16 protein-coding genes are annotated in these 18,465 nt (G+C 52.1%); all 16 read right to left on the bottom strand.

The features are described from left to right. Nucleotides 1-2: 2 nt before the first annotated feature. On the bottom strand, nt 3-1,241 hold the full coding sequence (gene csaB, locus BMX45_RS12215) for a polysaccharide pyruvyl transferase CsaB (RefSeq protein ID WP_090909903.1): 1,239 nt from the start codon (nt 1,239-1,241) through the stop codon (nt 3-5). Continuing rightward, nucleotides 1,217-3,235 (bottom strand): DUF5693 family protein, encoded by a 2,019-nt coding sequence (locus tag BMX45_RS12210; RefSeq protein ID WP_090909902.1) that lies wholly within the window; start codon nt 3,233-3,235, stop codon nt 1,217-1,219. The genes csaB and BMX45_RS12210 overlap by 25 nt, the downstream gene beginning before the upstream one ends. 121 nt (nt 3,236-3,356) lie before the next feature. Then, entirely contained in the window at nt 3,357-5,075 is a 1,719-nt protein-coding gene (locus BMX45_RS12205) for a phospho-sugar mutase (RefSeq protein ID WP_090909901.1), read from the bottom strand. 45 nt (nt 5,076-5,120) lie between these two features. After that, nucleotides 5,121-5,552, bottom strand: coding sequence for a 3-hydroxyacyl-ACP dehydratase FabZ (gene fabZ / locus BMX45_RS12200; protein WP_007133270.1), 432 nt, complete (start codon nt 5,550-5,552; stop codon nt 5,121-5,123). A gap of 500 nt (nt 5,553-6,052) precedes the next feature. Continuing rightward, nucleotides 6,053-6,253 (bottom strand): DNA-directed RNA polymerase subunit beta, encoded by a 201-nt coding sequence (locus BMX45_RS12195; protein WP_090909900.1) that lies wholly within the window; start codon nt 6,251-6,253, stop codon nt 6,053-6,055. Between the two features lie 9 nt (nt 6,254-6,262). After that, nucleotides 6,263-7,090 carry a flagellar hook-basal body protein gene (locus BMX45_RS12190; RefSeq protein WP_090909899.1) on the bottom strand — a complete coding sequence of 276 codons (828 nt, stop codon included), beginning with the start codon at nt 7,088-7,090 and terminating at the stop codon, nt 6,263-6,265. A gap of 68 nt (nt 7,091-7,158) precedes the next feature. Continuing rightward, on the bottom strand, nt 7,159-8,040 hold the full coding sequence (locus BMX45_RS12185) for a flagellar hook-basal body protein (protein ID WP_036660349.1): 882 nt from the start codon (nt 8,038-8,040) through the stop codon (nt 7,159-7,161). A 151-nt stretch (nt 8,041-8,191) separates the two neighbouring features. Next, nucleotides 8,192-9,190 (bottom strand): rod shape-determining protein, encoded by a 999-nt coding sequence (locus tag BMX45_RS12180; RefSeq protein WP_036660372.1) that lies wholly within the window; start codon nt 9,188-9,190, stop codon nt 8,192-8,194. 196 nt (nt 9,191-9,386) lie between these two features. After that, nucleotides 9,387-9,671 carry a sporulation transcriptional regulator SpoIIID gene (gene spoIIID / locus BMX45_RS12175; RefSeq protein WP_009594246.1) on the bottom strand — a complete coding sequence of 95 codons (285 nt, stop codon included), beginning with the start codon at nt 9,669-9,671 and terminating at the stop codon, nt 9,387-9,389. Nucleotides 9,672-9,932: 261 nt separating this feature from the next. Then, nucleotides 9,933-10,673, bottom strand: coding sequence for a M23 family metallopeptidase (locus tag BMX45_RS12165; protein WP_015737742.1), 741 nt, complete (start codon nt 10,671-10,673; stop codon nt 9,933-9,935). Between the two features lie 204 nt (nt 10,674-10,877). Next, entirely contained in the window at nt 10,878-12,485 is a 1,608-nt protein-coding gene (gene spoIID, locus BMX45_RS31775) for a stage II sporulation protein D (RefSeq protein WP_254778042.1), read from the bottom strand. A 323-nt stretch (nt 12,486-12,808) separates the two neighbouring features. Further along, nucleotides 12,809-14,155, bottom strand: coding sequence for a UDP-N-acetylglucosamine 1-carboxyvinyltransferase (murA, locus tag BMX45_RS12155; RefSeq protein ID WP_175495088.1), 1,347 nt, complete (start codon nt 14,153-14,155; stop codon nt 12,809-12,811). A gap of 502 nt (nt 14,156-14,657) precedes the next feature. Beyond that, entirely contained in the window at nt 14,658-14,912 is a 255-nt protein-coding gene (locus BMX45_RS12150; RefSeq protein WP_090909896.1) for a DUF1146 family protein, read from the bottom strand. A gap of 672 nt (nt 14,913-15,584) precedes the next feature. Then, nucleotides 15,585-15,989, bottom strand: coding sequence for a F0F1 ATP synthase subunit epsilon (locus BMX45_RS12145; protein WP_090909895.1), 405 nt, complete (start codon nt 15,987-15,989; stop codon nt 15,585-15,587). Nucleotides 15,990-16,078: 89 nt separating this feature from the next. Continuing rightward, entirely contained in the window at nt 16,079-17,479 is a 1,401-nt protein-coding gene (gene atpD / locus BMX45_RS12140) for a F0F1 ATP synthase subunit beta (protein ID WP_009590553.1), read from the bottom strand. Between the two features lie 116 nt (nt 17,480-17,595). After that, nucleotides 17,596-18,456: an ATP synthase F1 subunit gamma gene (gene atpG / locus BMX45_RS12135; protein WP_009590544.1), complete on the bottom strand. Its 861-nt coding sequence runs from the start codon at nt 18,454-18,456 to the stop codon at nt 17,596-17,598. Between the last annotated feature and the right edge of the window lie 9 nt (nt 18,457-18,465).

Raw genomic sequence — 18,465 nt, 5'->3', positions numbered from 1 at the left:
TATCATCCTCTATGGCGTAAATATTGGGCAATGTGGCGTGCAGGCATGGCAGCCTCGCGTTTCAGCACGGCAATCTGCTCGCCATGCTCCGCCCTCCATGCCGCTGCGTCGTCCAACAGCTTCAGCATCTGATCCTTTAATACGCTCGGATCAAGGGATTCACTGCTTCCGACAGGCTCGCTGCCAAGCCGCTTCAAGAAGTGGTTGATTTTCGGATCATAAGAAATTCCGAGCAGCGGCACGCTCTGATTCGCGGCATAGATCAGGCTATGCAGGCGCATGCCCAATATCATATCACAACGGCTAACCTCGCGCAGCATGTCCTGCGGCTGCTTCTCCTCACGGTAGAAGCTGATACTAGAGCCATTCTTGAAAATATCGCCCACAGCATCCGCTATAAACTGCGAAGCCTCAAGATCATCCGGCTGATGAAAAGGAAGAAAGCGAAGATGCACCGGTCGTTGTTCGGCCAACGCCTTTAAACCTTCCGCTACTGCCTTCAGCTCTTTTCGCTCCGGATGCCAATACCGAACCGAAATACCGATGACCGGAAGTGAGCCCTCCGTCTCACCGCTTGATAACGAGGATGCCTTTACAGGTCCTTCGGATGATTCGCGCTGCTCTTCTATAGAAGAAACTGGTGCAGCTTCATTCTTTTTCAACGCTGATCCCGGGTGGGAATCCCGATGGACACCCTCTCCGGCTCGCAGCGGCAACCCCATTACCGGGTCTGGCACGACGTGCACGGCTTCCCCCGATAATCCCATGGACTGAAGCAGTTCGCCCGACTGCATGTCCCGCACCGAGATATACGTGCATTTACGGAAGATCGAGCGAATCATCGGATAAAACAGTTTACGGTTCACCGGGCCAACGCCCTGGGCATAAATGAACGTCGGTTTACCGAGCCACTGCGCGATCTTGAGAACGCCCAGATAATAAGGAATGGTCTTCGGACTGGTGGCATCCTGCAGCAGGCTTCCTCCGCCGCTGATCAAGCCGTCGCTGTCCTTGATCGCCTGTCGAACCTCGCCGAGCTTCATCCGATGTACGGATTTAACCCCATAGGCAGCCGAAGTCCATTCCGGGTCGATGGAAAGCACAACGGGGTTGATATCGACCCCCGCGGCCTGTCCTTCCTGCTCTAATGCGGTCAGAATCGATTTCAGCACCGCTTCGTCACCGCTATTTTTAAATCCGTAATATCCGGAAATGACTATTGTCTTAGAAGTGGAGACCATCGTTTCCAGATCCTTTCTGCCACTTGCCATACCAATATCGCGATCAATCCGATGATCAGGCCGAGTCCAAGGCCCAATACGACGCGAATCGCCGAAATATAGAGAGGCGTGTGAATATGCGTGAATGTTCCGACCATCGACAGCTGCCCCATCACGCCGATAATGAGAAGGTATACGGCATGACGGTACTTAAATGACAGGAACACGCCGAGTACCATCATCGGATGAGCAAGTAAAAATTCCTTGTTACGCGGACGCACGCCAAACGTATTTTCCAGGAATGTACGGAATGTCATTTCGATCGAAGATACGGAACCTGCATTACCTGTACGGGTGAGATAGTACCAGCCAACAATGGCCACAATCCCTGCTGCGATGACCCATGTCAACGAGATCGGTGCTTTAAGCAGCTTGAGAATTGCGCTGTAAGTCGATCCCCCGCGATACAGAACCACGTAGATCGCAATAAGCCCAATCGGAGCTGCTGCGAGCAAGTTTACGCCACGGAACTGTTCCAGTACGAGCATATACGTCACATTGTTCAATAACGCGACAACGATCGGTACGGCCGCAAGCGACAAAATCGAGGTTTTGACCAGCAACACGATCGAATGGGTCACTCTTCTGCCAGGACTCATGTCCGGAATGCTTTTCTGCGTTTCATTGACTTTGCGGATGGCCAATATGACGGCAACCGTTGGAGCGCTGATCGCGGCAAATAAAGCCAAGGCCTGTTCAAGCAATGTCGGCTTTAGAACATACAATCCGGCGCTGCCCACGAGCCCGATCAGGAAGGCTGCAATCGTCAAAAACGGAATGTAATAGGAAATCATGAGCGAAATCAACGCGATGGCTCCGACGACCGCCCCAAGCTTGAAGTAACGCTGCAAGGACGAGTCGGTTACTTTAAACGGCTCTGCAGGACCCATGGTAAATCCATTGTCCTCGATCTGCTTGATGGCTTGTCCCGATCCGGTCAAACTGTCAATCAGATTGTCGAGCGGATGAGTAACGGTAGCCTTGGTCATATCCCGGCTCGGCTCTGCATTCAAATAGAACATCCGAATGTTACGGTCTTTGGATGCCAGAGCAAAGCGGTCCCCGATAACCTCGGGCTCCAGATTAGCATCCCGCTCGCTTAAGGAATAAATACGGGTTACGTTGTAATCCGTTAAATAGGCAAGTTTCGTAAAGCCTTTTTGCGGACGCTTGATATTCTCAATCGCCACGAGGCCGATCCCATGTTCGTTCAACAGCTGGCCAAAGGAATCCAGGCTTTTCATGTCGGCTTGCTCATTGAAACCTCTGGCGGAATCCCCTTCGAACAGAATGCGTTTCACGCCGTTATCCGCGAAGTACGCCATCAGCTTCTCCATATAAGCCTGGTCATACGGAAGACTGTCCGACAGACGCGGCACAATGTTAAAGCCCTTCTCCCTCAGCATGCTGATCGTAATCGGGTCTGGAGACAACGGTTTGATGACCGCATTGGAACGCGGGGTTTCCAGCACCAATCCGTCCACTGCGCGATCGAACTGCCATGATCTTACCGGAATCCCCAGTCTCGTGAACGTGTCTTGAATGATAGGTTTAATTAAAGCTGCGCTTTCCTCGTTCAGGAATGCAACATACGTAAAATTCTCGTTCGGGGAGACCGTCGTACCTGTCAGATCGGCGACCTGCTGCCCGTCATATACCGATATCCGCCGCGATTTCGCCAGCTCGTCCAGCGTGCTTTCATAAAGCGCCATACTGATCACGCCGGCCTCTTTCAGGCGATCCAGCTGCTCGGATATAAAATCCTGCGGCTTGGATTGATACACCGCGACATCCAACAAATCCCGATAATCAAACACCAACTCAACGTTCTTTGATGTTGATTCTGTTTGCAGTCGGTCATAACCTACAGGCAGGGCCGCTGCAACGCCAAGAACAACCAGAATCCACAGCCACTTGCGGGCTGCCGTGTTCCAGCGTTTCCATTTCTGAACCACGAAAGTACCTCCTCATCGAACCTGCGGGAATTTACGATGGAGGGCAACAGCTACATTGATGCCTTGCAGCAACCATCGTAAATCCCCTTCGTTCTCTTCTCTCATTAAAATATATCTATGGTTAAGCGTCTACCCGGGCCATGACTTGATCCGAGAGCGATTGAATTTTGGCCTTCGCATCGGCGAGAGATTCACCGCGCACGGCAAAATATACTTTGATCTTCGGCTCGGTGCCCGAAGGTCTCAGGCAGAACCATGAACCGTCTTCCAGCAAATATTTTAACACGTTTTCCTTCGGTAATCCGTCCAGGCCTTCTGCGTAGTCAAGGACCTGCTTAACCGATACACCTCCGACCTTCTGGGGCGGATTGTCGCGCCAATCGGACATCTTGGCTTGAATCTGGGCAACGCCATCCTTGCCTTTGAGCGTCCGGGATTCCAGCGTCTCGAGGAAATAACCGAACTGCTCGTAAAGCTCCTGCAGCACATCGTACAGCGTCTTGCCTTGTCCTTTATAGTAGGCGGCGGCTTCGCATATCAGCATCGAGGCCAGCACGGCATCCTTATCGCGCGCATAGTTGCCTGCCAAATAGCCGTAACTCTCCTCATAGCCGAACAGATACGTATGGCTGCCGGACTCCTCGAACTGGGTCATTTTCTCGCCAATGTACTTAAATCCCGTCAATGTATTCAACACGGCGGCACCATAATGCTCCGCAATCGCCGCTCCCATCTCGCTCGTAACGATGGTCTTGATAACGGCACCGTTATGAGGCAGCTTGCCCGCTTCCTTCAATTGACCGAGCAAATAGTGGATCATAATCGCGCCCGATTGATTGCCTGTCAGCACGACGTATTCGCCCTGAGCGTTCTTCACGACGGCCCCCATGCGGTCTGCGTCCGGATCCGTTCCGATCAAAATGTCGGCTCCCACTTCCTCGCCAAGCTTCATCGCAAGCGTAAACGCTTCCCGTTCCTCCGGATTCGGAGATTTCACCGTGGAGAAATTGCCGTCCGGCTGGGCTTGTTCAGGAACGACATGGATATGCTTAAAGCCGATGTTCCGAAGCACCCGCTCGACCGGGGCTTGACCTGTTCCATGCAGCGGCGTGAATACGATTTTGAAATCCTCGCCCAGCTTGGACGCGATAAGCTCCCGATTCACGCTGACATTGGTCACCGTATCCACAAAAGCCTGATCTTCCGCTTCGCCCAGCCAAACCAGCAGACCCTGAGCCTCGGCATCCGCCTGCGACAGCCTTTTCACGGCGGAGAAAGAATCCACCTCCTGAATCCGGGCAATCACGTTCTCCGCTTCATCCGGCACCAGCTGGCCGCCTTCACGGTTGTACACCTTATAGCCGTTATATTCCGGCGGATTATGGCTTGCCGTGATGACAATCCCGCCGGTAGCGCCCAAGTGACGCACGCTGAATGACAATTGCGGCGTAGAACGAAGGGAAGGGTACAGCTTGGCTACAATCCCGTTGCCGGCCAGAACCAAAGCAGCCTCCAACGCGAACTCCGGCGAGAAATGCCGGGAATCATGCGCAATGACAACGGAAGGCTTGCCTTCCGCATCACCGTGAGCCTCCAGAATATACTGCGCAAAGCCTTGCGTTGCGCGACCAACCGTATATTTATTCATCCGGTTGCTGCCTGCACCAATGACGCCGCGCAGACCGCCCGTTCCAAATTCCAGATCACGATAAAACCGCTCCTCCAGCTCTTTGGCATCGTGCTCGAGTGAACGCAGCTCCTGTTTCGTCTCCTCATCTACATAAGGATCATTCAACCAGCGCTGTACCGTATCGATTGTTCTCTGACTCATCTCTGACATGAAAAAAAGTCTCCCTTCCTCATCCAAACAAGAATAGTCTGAAAATTACTCCTTGTCCGCGAGAGCAAACATAATTTCTCCCTCGGCCACTACGCGTCCATCCACCGTTGCAGTCGCTTTCCCTTTGCCGATCATGCCCTTCAGGCGAATGATCTCGACTTCCAGGCGCAGCGTATCTCCCGGCACCACTTGTCCACGGAAACGGAAACCGTCAATGCCCGCCAAAAAGCCGAGCTTGCCCCGATTGCTCTCTACGTTGAGAATCGCCACAGCGCCGACTTGCGCCAAAGCTTCTACAATCAGGACTCCCGGCATAACGGCATATTCAGGGAAATGCCCGACAAAAAACGGTTCATTGATCGTCACGTTCTTGATACCGACCGCCCGTTTGCCATCCTCGATCTCCACGATCTTATCGACGAGCAAAAACGGGGGACGATGCGGAATAATCTCTTGGATCTGTTTGATGTTCAACATAGTATTAAATCCTCCTTATGTACGTACCCGCCAAGCATAGCGTTTGAAAAGGGGAGTTCGTTCCAGTTGCGCCGCTATGCCGCTTTCTCAAGCAGCGGAAGGTATTGCCGATGGTTTAATCAAGTTTCATCTTCGAGGTTCTTTAACGAATTTCGGATCATTTGCATAAAAAGAAGGAGTTGCGGAAAAAATGATGGATATCCTTCACCGCTGCAGAAGTGAAGGTTTCAGATAAGGGGCTTTCTCCTTCGGACATTCCGTGTACGAGGAGAGGGCCCTTTTACAAGTTTTTTGGGGTCCCCGCAAAGTATTTGGAATAAGCATCGCAGCATAGGCTCCACTTTGTGGGGTTATTTTATATACATCCGTCCATTGTCATGAAATGACAAAGTTAATACGCAAGTCCCATCCCATTATACCGTTTAACCCTAAAAAAAGAAAACTCCCTTACAGGGAGTTTGGCATCTTATCAACGACGTTGTATGTCACCCCGACCTTCGTCACGGTGCGAAAATCAAATCAAAAACATGCTTCCATGTGCCCCATTCAAACACTTCACCAAGCTCCTGATCCCCCAGGACAACATATCCGAAGACCATGCCCCCGAATAATGCCATTACGAGCAATACAGGAATCATGATACGGACGGCGATTTTCCATCCGGATGTCTTGGAGCGTTTTTTGGTGTTTGATTCACTCATGATGCCCACCTACCCTCGCATTGTGTTGGCAAGGTTCATCATGGTATCGCTGGAACTAAGCGCGCGTGCCGTCAGCTGGTAGGCCCGCTGAACTTCCATCATCTTGGTCAATTCATCGGTCAGGTTCACGTTGGATTGCTCCACAAATCCGGACAGCACCTTGGATTTAGGAGGCTCGCCCGGAGCAGGCGGCGTCGTATCGAATACGTCGCCTTCCGCTAAACCGTTCCCTAAGACAAACAGGTTATCCCCTACAGCAACCAGTCCCTCCGGACGCTCAAGCTCAACCAGCTTCAAGGTGGCATAAGGAGCCGTACGGCCGCCCGTTGGGGTCTCCACGATAATCTGACCTCTCTCATTGATGGCAACTTTCCCTTTGGCCGGAAGAGAGATCGGATTATCGTTCACGTCAAGCACAGGATAGCCTTGTGAATTGACCAGCAGCAGGTTGTTCGGATTACGGGCGTCCGGGGATACATCGAATCCGCCTTCGCGGGTATACCCGATCGCGCCGTCTCCCTGAACCGCAAACATGGCTTGCCCGTCAATCATCAGATCGAGCGGGTTGCCGGTTTCCTTCATGGCGCCCTGCTCCATGTTTGGCACAACGGAAGATAATCTCATGCCGTACCCGAGTGTATAGCCAAGCGGCGTCGCACGGCCCGTCCGGTCGAAATCCTTGTGATGGCCCTGAACCTGTGTCAGCACATCCTCGAAGGATGCCTCCTTTTTCTTATAACCAGCCGTGTTGACGTTTGCCATATTGTCCGCAATGACATCCAATCGCTGCTGGAGGGCATTCATCGACACCATGGCGCTAATCATCGAGTTGTTCATTACTTACCTCCCGTGGGCTCACATTATTCCGGCAGCAGTGTGCTGCCTACCTGCTTACAGACGTTAGCTTAGACGCGGCCAATCTCATTGACCGCCTTCTCCAGCGTTCTGTCGTAATATTGAACGATTTTCTGATTCGTTTCATACGCGCGCAGCGCAGCGGTCAATTCCACCATCGACTGCGTTGGATCCACGTTGGACCCTTCGATGAATCCCTGTCGGACCACTCCGTTATCGGCCGGAGTCATAAAACGCACTTCACCGTCCGGATCAGCCATGCGGAACACGCCATGCCCTTCTCGAATCAGTCCATGAGGCTGGCTCACGATGCTGACGCCGAGAATGATGCCCGTCCCTCTGCCAGCGGCGTCCATGATTTCTCCTTGCTCATTCACTGTAAAGTCACTCGCCGGACCTGTCAATACAATCGGTCTGTTATTGTTATCCAGAACCTGATAACCGCTCTCGCTCAACAGGTTGCCTTCGGGGCTGACCCGGAAGCTGCCGTTGCGGGTGTACCGGACATCTCCATTCTCGTTCTGAACCGTGAAAAATCCTTCCGGCCGGTAAATCACCTCGCCGTTCTCGTCCACATATCTGCCCGAAGCATCAAACGGATAAGCCTGGCCCGTTGCCGGATTCTGTACCGTGAACGAGGATACCAACGCAAAGTCCGTTGTCTTGTTCGTTTCCCGAAGCGCGCCTTCCGTATAGAGCGAAATGCTCTCCTCCGCGTATACGCCCGTGTTGAACTTGCCGAGCTTCCGTCCCGCATTCGACGACTCGTTGCCGCCGATCATCGAGACCAGCACTTCAGGAAACGAGCGCTGTACGCTGTTCGTTGCCTTATAGCCTGTCGTGTTAACGTTGGCGATGTTCTGCGTCACCGTATTATGTCGCTGCTCCTGGGTCATCATCCCTGAAGCCGCTGTATATAGACCTCTTAACAATGAAGGCACTCCCCTTCCAAAATAGATCCGTGAATGGCCGCTTCGCTGCTGTTTTAGCATGACCATTGTTATACTGCAGACTTATGTAGCTGCATCGTATGGATACAGATTTAAAATCAAATATCACGTTCCTATCATCTATATCGGAAGGTTAGAACTTTTTCTTAACGACCTTGTCCAAATTATCCAGCATAATTCCCGTTCCCTTAACCACACAGTGCATCGGATCTTCAGCGACAAGCACCGGCACCCGAAGCTCGTCCGTCAACAGCTCGTCCAATCCGTGAAGCAGCGCGCCGCCGCCCGTTAGGATAACGCCGCGATCGATGATGTCCGCCGACAGCTCAGGCGGAGTGCGCTCCAATACGGATTTGGCTGCGAGTACGATCGATGACACGGGATCCCACAGGGCTTCCTGCACTTCCTCTGACGACACCGTGACGGTAAACGGCAATCCCGACACCATATCGCGTCCGCGAATGTCCATCTCAGCTTGTCTGCCGCCCGGACGAACCGTTCCGATCGCCATCTTCAAATCTTCTGCCGTCCGTTCCCCGATCAGCAATTTATATTTATGCTTCACGTACTTCGTGATCGCCTCGTCGAACTTGTCCCCTGCCATTTTAATCGAAGAAGCGGTAACCACATCGCCCATGGACAGGACGGCCACATCCGTGGTGCCGCCCCCGATGTCCACAACCATGTTACCGCTCGGTTGGAAAATATCCATACCTGCGCCAATTGCCGCCGCCTTCGGTTCTTCTTCCAGGAACACATCCCTTGCGCCGCTGCGCTCAGCCGCTTCCCGGATCGCTTTCTGCTCCACCGAAGTAATGTTCGTCGGTGCACAGATCAGGATTCGAGGCCGGCTGTGCCAACTGCGCGCGCCCACGCGATCAATAAAGTACTTCAGCATCGCTTCCGTAATTTCGAAGTCGGCGATGACCCCGTCCCTCAGCGGGCGGATCGCCGTAATGTTGCCGGGAGTACGCCCGACCATGCGCCGTGCTTCCTCACCGACGGCAAGGACTCGTTTGGTGTCGGTCTCAATAGTGACAACGGAAGGTTCGTCTAACACTACCCCCTTCCCCTTTACGTGAATGAGCACGTTCGCCGTTCCGAGATCGATTCCAATATCCTTGCTCAACATCATGAAAAGCCCCCAAAGTGTTATTTTATGGTAAAAGAGTCTGTTCGCTGTACCGTCCCACCCTTCGACATAATCTAGCAATCGATGATGATCTTCGGCAAAACAGGTCCCATATTTCGATCCTATACCAGCTTTTAACATATCATACTTTAGGGGAGGGATTCAACGCCAATCTAGCGACCAAAGCCCTAAAAAATCAGGATTTTGCCGTGGCCACCGGTTCACGGTTGCTGCCGGTTTTTTTGTACTTGATCTTGGTAGCTTCTCCGCCTCTCAGATGGCGGATGGATTTGTGGTATTCGAGAATGTGCTTTACCTGATCCGCCAGGTCCGGGTTGATCTCCGGCAGACGTTCGGTTAAGTCCTTATGCACCGTGCTCTTCGACACGCCAAATTCTTTGGCTATAGTTCGAACCGTATGCCTCGTTTCCACGATACAGCGTCCGATCTTAATGGTCCGCTCTTTGATGTAATCGTGCACGCTCCCGCCTCCCTACTGTGTGGATAGTTTGGTACATTATATGAGGGGCCTGACGGGATATTCGCGGTTTCAAGTGCTGACAAGCTTACTTGGACCCATTTATTTTCTGGACATGCCGGTCGCGGACAAGCTGAAAAACTCCACAAAACAAGGCGCGGCAAGGGTTGGACTTGCCATCCGAACCCGCAGCAAAAAAAAGACAGGATCCCAAGATCCTGCCTCTTCAAGTGCGCGGTGGGCGCATATGACGAAGAAATGAAATTATTTTTGCGGAAGCACGCTCACAGGGTTGACCAGTTTCCCGCCCTCATACACTTCAAAGTGCACGTGGTTGCCGAGATCCTTCTCAAGCTCGCTGCGTCCGGCCGTCGCGATGGAATCGCCCTGCTTCACTTCAGCGCCTTCCTTCACTTTCACTTCGTTCAAGCTTTGGTACACGGTTTTCGTATCGCCGGAGGTAATCTCCACGACGTTGCCGTTGACCGGATGATTCTCGACCCGGGTCACTTTACCCGTAAGCGCGGCTCTGACTTCGAACATCGTGTCATCGGCGGCAGCCAAGTCGATTCCCAGATTCGGCGTGAAGGTGTCGTTATATTGCACCATCGCCTCTTGATGGGTCTCCGGGTTCGTCTCGTCAAAGTAAGGTTTGACGATGCTCACCGCCACGTCGTCTGCTACCGGCCAGATCATCGCTTGCGCATTAGCGGTCACTTCTACAGCTTCTCCGTCATTGCCTTCGGTTGCAGCAGGCTTCTCCGAGCCTTGAACCGATTCTGATACGGTTGTTGCTTCCTCTTGTGGGTTCAGCGTCTTTTGGCTGGCGTCCTGGTAGACCCACACGAGGGTTAGTATAATTGCCGCTGCTGCTAAGTATGCTGCCGGGAACACCCACCGTTTGGATAATGCTTTCTTCCACGAAGATGACGTTACCGCCGAATCTCCTTGCACAGTTTTAGGAGTTTCTTCGTGGGGTTTACTATTTTTGTTCTGTTCATTCATTTGCAATCACCTCAGTAACCATTGTTACCGGGGCCAACTCTTTTATACGTTATCTCACTATTATTTTTTTGAGAGGTTGTTCCAAAAGTCGTCATTTGATCACGGAGTGAATCAAGGGGCAACTCGGCATCGAATCTTGAATTCAGCCGGTCCTTCCAATGCTCACGTACCCAAAACGTACGCTCCGCTTCTCAGTCCCTGGCTTTATTCAACCTTCTGGGTGTTGTAAAGCCGATTTTTTGAACTTGTATTTAAAGAGAGAAGATTTGAAGTTTTGTCAAAAGAAATATTCGTATAATAGTGCTCCAGGATCGCTTTCGCTTCATATCCCTCGCGGGCCATGCCCTCTGCTCCGTATTGGCTCATGCCGACTCCGTGGCCGTTGCCGTAGGTCGTAATCTCAATCTCTCCGTCTTTCATATGAAGGGTGAATTGGCTGGACCGGAGCCCCAGCTTCTCTCTCACCTCGCGACCGGTGAACTTTTTGCCGCCGACCCGTACGCTCTCAATGCGATGGCCTTGCGTATACGAGAGCACTTTCAAAAAAGAATAACCCCCTTCCCCGCCTGCCGATACCGGTACGGCTCCATCCGCCAGTCCAAGCTTCCCGATAAACTCCGATCTTGGCATCGTGACCGTTGTCTTGTATTTGGGCGAAATCTTTTTATCCCATGGACTCTCCACGCTGCGCAGGTAGGGAATCTCGTTCTTCCAATAATCCTCTGAATTTTCGGTATACCCGTTGCTGGTGGAGAAAAAAGAAGCCGTAATCGGCTTACCTTCATACGTCATCACCACACCCGCCGTTTCCTTAACGGCCTGCCGCAGCTTCGCCAGCTCGGCTTCCTTCCCCAGCCGACGCCATTCCTTCGTCAGCTCGTCTCGGGCGATATAAGCCTGGTGACTGACCGTGTCGGTCACCAGGGCCTTGCCGTCCGGCACGCCGCTGTGGTCGCCGGATGCCAGCCGCTGCACGATATAGGTTCGTGCCGCGATGGCCTGGGCCTTGAGCGCCTCCAGCTGGAACTCGGCCGGCATCTCGGCGGCCAGGACGCCGACGAGGTATTGTTCCAGCGGCAGCTCCTCCACGGTATCCGTCTTGGTTACATAAACGGATACCGTGGGCTCTTCCGCCGCCTGCGGCTCGGCGGAAGGCAGCGGGGCCGGCCCGGGCGGCAGCGGCTCTGGTGCGTTGTTGCCGGGGGCAACCACCAGCAGAGGCAGCGCCAGCGCCAAGGCCAGCAGCCCGGCCACCGCCCAGACGGCGGGATGCACCCGCACCCGCCGCTTCCCGGCCGGGCGCCGCGCGGCAAAGCCGCGGCGCCCCCAGCGCGCAGGCCGCACACGGAACGTGCGGCCGCCGCGCGGCACGCGGCCCGGTGCCGCTTGCGCGAAGCGCTGCGGCTCGGCCGCGGAGTGCGGGCCCTGCGGCATGGCCGCCGGCCCGCCGGGGGCTGGCGCGGCGCCATGCGCAGCCGCGCCGGCAGGGCGTTCGGGCGGCGGCGTCTGTGCCGCCCGCGTGCCTTGGCCGGACTCGCCGAAGGCGTCCGGCCTGCTCCCCGGGCCGCGGTGCCCGCGCGGCCCTTCCTGCATATCCTCTGTATCCGGTATCGAACGTCGGCTTTGTTCTTCTGTCAGCCCGCCTTTCTTCTTAAGCCCCTCAGGAAATTTCCACTTTAACACGGGAGCCGCCGATCCTTCGGACGCCACCTGATAAGGCTCAGCACTTCCTTCTTTCCGAACGTCTTTTGAATCGACCGCTCGTTTGTTCCCTCCGGTGCTCACATTCACCCGAACCTTCGAATCTTTCATTGCGTTTCCCTCCTGTGCCTTTTCCCTGGTATAGGCTCTCGTTCGTGCTCCATCGCGCTCTACTTATACTTATGAGATACGGGCATTTGATAGAACTATTCTAAGAGAACGGGAAAAGTCATATGGATGAAGAAACGCTGAGGCTGACTGCAAGCAAGCTAGCAAAGAGTCTCCTATTCATCCGGAATCCCAACATAAGAGAGGAGGGATAGCTGCCATGATGATGGCATACCAAAGAAAGAAGAGACCTTGCCTCCATCGGCAAAGCCCCTTCTATGACTTAATGCATCATCTATTCTGAATGAACAGATCCAGCCTCCCGGTTATACCCAGGTTGGCTGCACTTTAAAATGTTTGGCATCCTCTGCTTCAGTTGCCACTTTCTTCGAAACCTTCTCCGTGCTCGGCTCCTCCGTCGAAATACGCCAAATATCCGCGCCAAGTCCGGACAGTTTCTCCGCCAAATGAACATAACCCCGATCAATATGCTGAACGCCGCCAACTTCGGTAGTCCCCTCAGAGACAAGACCGGCTAAAATCAAGGCAGCCCCTGCTCGCAGATCCGTTGCCGTTACTTTGGCTCCTTTCAGCTTCGCGCCGCCGGTCACGATGGCAGAACGTCCTTCCACCTTGATCTCCGCATTCATCAACTGGAATTCGTCCACGTGCATAAAGCGGTTCTCAAATACGGTTTCGGTCACGACACTTGTACCTTCCGACACCAGCAAGAGCGCCATCATCTGGGATTGCATGTCGGTTGGGAATCCAGGGTAAGGCAAGGTTTTCACATCCACCGACTTTAATGGCTTGTCAGCGATAACGCGAATCCCGTTCTCGTCCGGCTCGACGGTGATCCCCATCTCCTCCATCTTGGAGATGACAGGGCCGAGATGATCGGCAATGGCGCCTTCCACGTATACGTCCCCGCCGGTAATCGCAGCAGCAGCCATGAAGGTGCCTGCTTCGATCCGGTCAGGAATCACGTTATGCTTCACGCCATGCATTTTCTCAACGCCTTCGATGCGGATCACGCCCGTTCCCGCACCGCGAACTTTGGCTCCCATCGCATTCAGGTAATTCGCTAAATCGACAATTTCCGGCTCTTTCGCCGCATTTTCGATAACCGTAGTCCCTTCAGCCAATGTGGCAGCCATCATAATATTTTCAGTAGCACCTACGCTGGCAACGTCCAAATAGACCTTTGCCCCGCGCAATCTGCCATTGCTCTTAGCTTCAATATATCCTTGTCCGAGGCTGATCTCCGCCCCGAGAGCTTCAAATCCTTTTAGATGCTGATCGATGGGTCTTGTGCCGATAGCACATCCCCCGGGAAGCGAAATCCGGGTTCGTCCACAACGTGCCAATAAAGGTCCCATGACCAGAAAAGACGCCCGCATCTTCCGCACCCATTCATAAGGCGCTTCACATGTCGTTATGTGCTCTGCATTCACACGTATCACTTCATCCTGATATGTAATGCCCGCACCAAGCGACTCCAATACTTTGCTGATAGTAATTACATCGTCAAGAGGAGGTGCGTCAATAATAACACTTTCCCCAACTTCCCCTAGTAGAGAGGCAGCGATGATCGGAAGAACTGAATTTTTTGCTCCGCTGACTTTGACGCTTCCGGTCAGTCTTTTGCCACCGCGGACGATAAATTTGCTCATCATGGTTTCCCTCCGCGTCCATAATTTTCCTGATTGCGTGTGTTAGTAATTAGGTGTTGCTAATTCCCTAACTTTCATCTTAACACTAGTGTTTTCCGCTAAACAAGCGATTTTTGAACTATTTATGACATCTGATACGGTGTCTACATCAGGAATTGAACCATCCATGATGCCACCTTATGAAGCATCTGTTATCCGCAGTATGGACCTACGAAAGGTACCATGACCGACCAGCACTTGTCAATGCGCAACAATTACCGGGTGAACATTATAGTCCGGAAGTCATAGCGTCCGCCCGATCCGTTTCTTGATTTAAGTGTTAACATAATAAAATACGTTTATTCGACATCTTCTTCCGAAGCAACCTAACAGAGATATAACCATTCATACCGCAATTAAAACAGACACGTAAAAGATTGCTGAACACATAACCATCCTACAACCGATGTCTGTAAAACAAGCTGCTCCAACACGCGTTATGTACCACGCCCTTCTTACGCGTTTAAAACATATATCGGATCATTTGACTCCATGTAATATAGTCAATTAGGAATTCAGCAACGAATCGTCCAAGCACCACCGCCAGCAGCAAATGCAGCAGCTTTCCCTGCGGCCCTTTCGGATGACGGACAACCAAATCCAGCTTTACTTGTTGTAATGCCCACCAAGCCAGTGCGATACAGACCAGTGAAACAACAATCGATATCAATCCGTTAACACCGACGGCACCGATTGAATTAGATACATCCTGACTCATACTCCCTCCTCCTTCGTGAATTTGTCAGCCCTATTCAGGACCGACTCTTCTATAATACTTGGCTGGAGGCTAAGAATCCAGCACTTTCTATACGACATTTCCTCGGAAATAATAAAATTTATCGACATTGCCCAAAAACGATCAGGAACACGCCATTAGCTGAAGTCCGAAATACTGTTCTTATCGCAATCATAAACCAATGAAACATCAGGAATGGATATAGTTTCATACCCCATGCTCCTATTTATACTAATTATTTTACAAAAAATTACCGGACCCTAACTTAGCGACCGATAAAGCTTATAGCATCGTCAATTCTTGGAATGACCTTTCTCTCTTAGATGCTATATGCTGTGCGACGACTCTATGAAAGTAATGGTTAGAATACTTAAAATAACCCTACATTCATAGAGTCGCAGGCCATCGAGAGCCTCATATGACGCCATTAGAGAGCTGCTTTAACGAACTAACCCTACTATTCTGTCTATAAATAAAAAGAAAAAACAACCATAAATCAATGCTGTTTCAAGAAAACAGCCCGCGTTTCTCCAGTTTATAGAAATTTCTTGCGATTCACAGCAACAGGATTCAGCTTCTCTGAAATTCTATCCATGCTGTAAACAAAAAACAGCTTGGCTGCAATCTTGCAGCCAAGCTGTTTTGGTTCAACGATTAGTTCCGCGTCACTTTAATCCGGTTCATCGCTCTTTGCAGAGCCAATTCCGCGCGACGATGGTCAACTTCATCTTGTCTTCCCTTCACATTCAGGCGAGTCTCTGCTCTTTCCTTCGCGGCTTCCGCACGCTCCAGATCGATTTCTCCCGCTCTCTCTGCGCTTTCCGCCAGGATGACAATCTTATCTTTGCGGACTTCGACGAAACCGCCCTGTACCGCAAACGGGGTTCTCTCGTTGCCGATCTTCACAAAGACTGGCGCTATTTGAAGCGGCGTAACGAAGGAAATATGACCAGGCAAAATGCCCAGCTCTCCCTCGACGCCACGCACCGTAACACTGTTCACCTGCTCCGAGTAAACCAAGCGGTCCGGCGTTACGATTTCCAACAAAATGGTGCTCACTTCCATCCCTCCTCACCGTTTTCCGCAGAAAACTCGCGCAGCAGACCTCACAGTCCCACTGTGAGGTCTGCTGATCACGGAGCGTCAGCTTACAATGTTTTTGCTTTTTCAACTGCCTCTTCAATCGTACCTACGAACAGGAAAGCGGCTTCCGGAAGGTGGTCGTGCTTGCCTTCCAAGATCTCTTTAAAGCTGCGTACGGTTTCTTTAACTGGCACATATTTACCAGGGATGCCGTTGAACTGCTCGGCAACGTGGAAAGCCTGGGAAAGGAAACGCTGAACACGACGAGCACGTCCAACGATCGCTTTATCTTCCTCGCTCAGCTCATCCATACCGAGGATTGCAATGATATCTTGAAGCTCGTTGTAGCGAGCCAAAATTTTCTTAACGCCTTGAGCTACATTGTAATGCTCTTCACCAACGATTTCCGGAGCCAAGATACGGGAGCTGGATGCCAGCGGATCTACCGCAGGATAGATACCCATCTCGGAAATTTTACGCTCCAGGTTCGTCGTTGCATCCAAGTGAGCAAACGTCGTAGCAGGAGCCGGATCCGTATAGTCATCCGCCGGTACATAGATAGCCTGGATGGATGTTACAGAACCTTTTTTCGTGGAGGTAATCCGCTCTTGCAAGCGTCCCATTTCGGATGCCAGCGTTGGCTGGTAACCTACCGCGGAAGGCATACGTCCCAGGAGGGCGGATACTTCGGAACCCGCTTGAGTAAAGCGGAAGATGTTATCGATAAAGAGAAGCACGTCTTTACCTTCTTGGTCACGGAAATATTCCGCCATCGTCAAACCGGTCAACGCTACGCGAAGACGGGCACCCGGAGGCTCGTTCATCTGACCGAATACCATCGCGGTTTTGTTGATAACGCCGGAATCGCTCATCTCGTGGTAAAGGTCATTACCTTCACGGGTACGCTCACCTACGCCCGCGAATACGGAAATACCGCCGTGTTCTTGAGCGATGTTGTTGATCAATTCCTGGATCGCAACGGTTTTACCTACGCCGGCACCGCCGAAGAGACCGATTTTACCGCCTTTTTGGTATGGAGCAAGCAAGTCGATAACTTTAATCCCCGTTTCAAGCATTTCTGCTTGCGTGGAGAGTTCATCGTATGCAGGAGCTTCACGGTGGATCGGGTTATTAACTTCGGACACTACGGCACCTGCATTATCGATCGGCTCACCCAATACGTTAAATACGCGTCCGAGTGTAGCGGAACCTACAGGAACCGTGATCGGTCTGCCCAAATCCACAGCTTCGATACCGCGAACGAGACCGTCCGTGGATGACATCGCGATACAACGAACCAGGTTATCACCCAAATGATTGGATACTTCCAAAGTCAAATCAACCGAGCGGCCGCCTTCCAACGTAGCTTCAATCTTGACAGCATTAAAAATCTCGGGAAGATGACCGCGCTCAAATTCAATGTCAACTACAGCACCTGTAATGCTGACAACGCGTCCTTTTTTCATTGATTCGTTTTCCCTCCTACCCGTTCACCTCTGACGGTGAACGATGATCGTAAAAGCGGCTGTTCATCACATCGCCGCATATCCGTTAAATACTAAGTTAAGAATTCAAACGTGCATTATTGCTGAGCGTTGGCTCCGCCAACAATCTCGGAAATTTCCTGCGTGATGGCAGCCTGACGAGCACGGTTGTAAGTCAGGTTCAACTCGTTGATCAACTTGCTCGCATTCTTCGTTGCTGCTCCCATCGCCGTCATCTTCGCTCCAAGCTCACTTGCCTTCGCATTGAGCATTGCGCTGAAAATCAGCGTTTCCGCGTATTTCGGAAGCAGAACCTCCAGCACGCCTTCCGGAGACGGCTCATACTCATAACCAGTCAGGTTCTCCCCGCCGCCAATGTTCTCCATCGGCAGAAGTTTGGAGATTTCCTGAAGCTGAGTCAAGGCATTCACGAATTGGTTATAGCACAGGTATAACTCATCGATCTGACCCAGTTCGTATTGGTGAACCGCCGCGTTAGCGATGGTCTTAATATCCGCATAGGTCGGACTGTCGGATAAATCGGTAAGCTCCTCAACAACCGGAAGTCCACGACGGCGGAAATAATCCCGTCCTTTACGTCCGATCACAAACAGGCAATACTCGTCCTTGGACTGATGGCGTTCTGCGATAAAATTCGATACTTTACGCAAAATATTGGAGTTCGAAGCACCCGCAAGACCACGGTCTGAAGTGATCACCAGATAACCGGTTTTCTTCACTTCGCGCTTCTCCAGCATCGGATGGCTGATTCCCTTGGTTCCAGCAGCGATGCTGCCTACCACTTCTTTCAGCTTCTCGGAGTATGGAAGCGCGGAGGTCGCCTTCTCTTGAGCTCTTCTCAGCTTGGCAGCAGCAACCATTTCCATCGCCTTGGTGATCTGCCTTGTGTTCTGAACACTCTTGATCTGCCGCTTAATATCACGTAATCCTCTTGCCATGTTTTCACC

The organism is Paenibacillus sp. cl141a, from assembly GCF_900109305.1.
Classification (GTDB): Bacteria; Bacillota; Bacilli; order Paenibacillales; family Paenibacillaceae; genus Paenibacillus_AQ; species Paenibacillus_AQ lautus_A.
Note: the sequence above shows the minus strand (reverse complement) of the source record. Positions and strands in the feature narration are given on the sequence as shown.

What these genes read in the sequence shown, in the direction of transcription:
- murA (WP_175495088.1), bottom strand. Translation starts at nt 14,155, where the DNA reads ATGAGCAAATTTATCGTCCGCGGTGGCAAAAGACTGACCGGAAGCGTC.
- atpD (WP_009590553.1), bottom strand. Translation starts at nt 17,479, where the DNA reads ATGAAAAAAGGACGCGTTGTCAGCATTACAGGTGCTGTAGTTGACATT.
- BMX45_RS12165 (WP_015737742.1), bottom strand. Translation starts at nt 10,673, where the DNA reads ATGAATGAACAGAACAAAAATAGTAAACCCCACGAAGAAACTCCTAAA.
- atpG (WP_009590544.1), bottom strand. Translation starts at nt 18,456, where the DNA reads ATGGCAAGAGGATTACGTGATATTAAGCGGCAGATCAAGAGTGTTCAG.
- fabZ (WP_007133270.1), bottom strand. Translation starts at nt 5,552, where the DNA reads ATGTTGAACATCAAACAGATCCAAGAGATTATTCCGCATCGTCCCCCG.
- spoIID (WP_254778042.1), bottom strand. Translation starts at nt 12,485, where the DNA reads ATGAAAGATTCGAAGGTTCGGGTGAATGTGAGCACCGGAGGGAACAAA.
- BMX45_RS12205 (WP_090909901.1), bottom strand. Translation starts at nt 5,075, where the DNA reads ATGTCAGAGATGAGTCAGAGAACAATCGATACGGTACAGCGCTGGTTG.
- BMX45_RS12190 (WP_090909899.1), bottom strand. Translation starts at nt 7,090, where the DNA reads ATGAACAACTCGATGATTAGCGCCATGGTGTCGATGAATGCCCTCCAG.
- BMX45_RS12150 (WP_090909896.1), bottom strand. Translation starts at nt 14,912, where the DNA reads ATGAGTCAGGATGTATCTAATTCAATCGGTGCCGTCGGTGTTAACGGA.
- BMX45_RS12180 (WP_036660372.1), bottom strand. Translation starts at nt 9,190, where the DNA reads ATGTTGAGCAAGGATATTGGAATCGATCTCGGAACGGCGAACGTGCTC.
- csaB (WP_090909903.1), bottom strand. Translation starts at nt 1,241, where the DNA reads ATGGTCTCCACTTCTAAGACAATAGTCATTTCCGGATATTACGGATTT.
- BMX45_RS12195 (WP_090909900.1), bottom strand. Translation starts at nt 6,253, where the DNA reads ATGAGTGAATCAAACACCAAAAAACGCTCCAAGACATCCGGATGGAAA.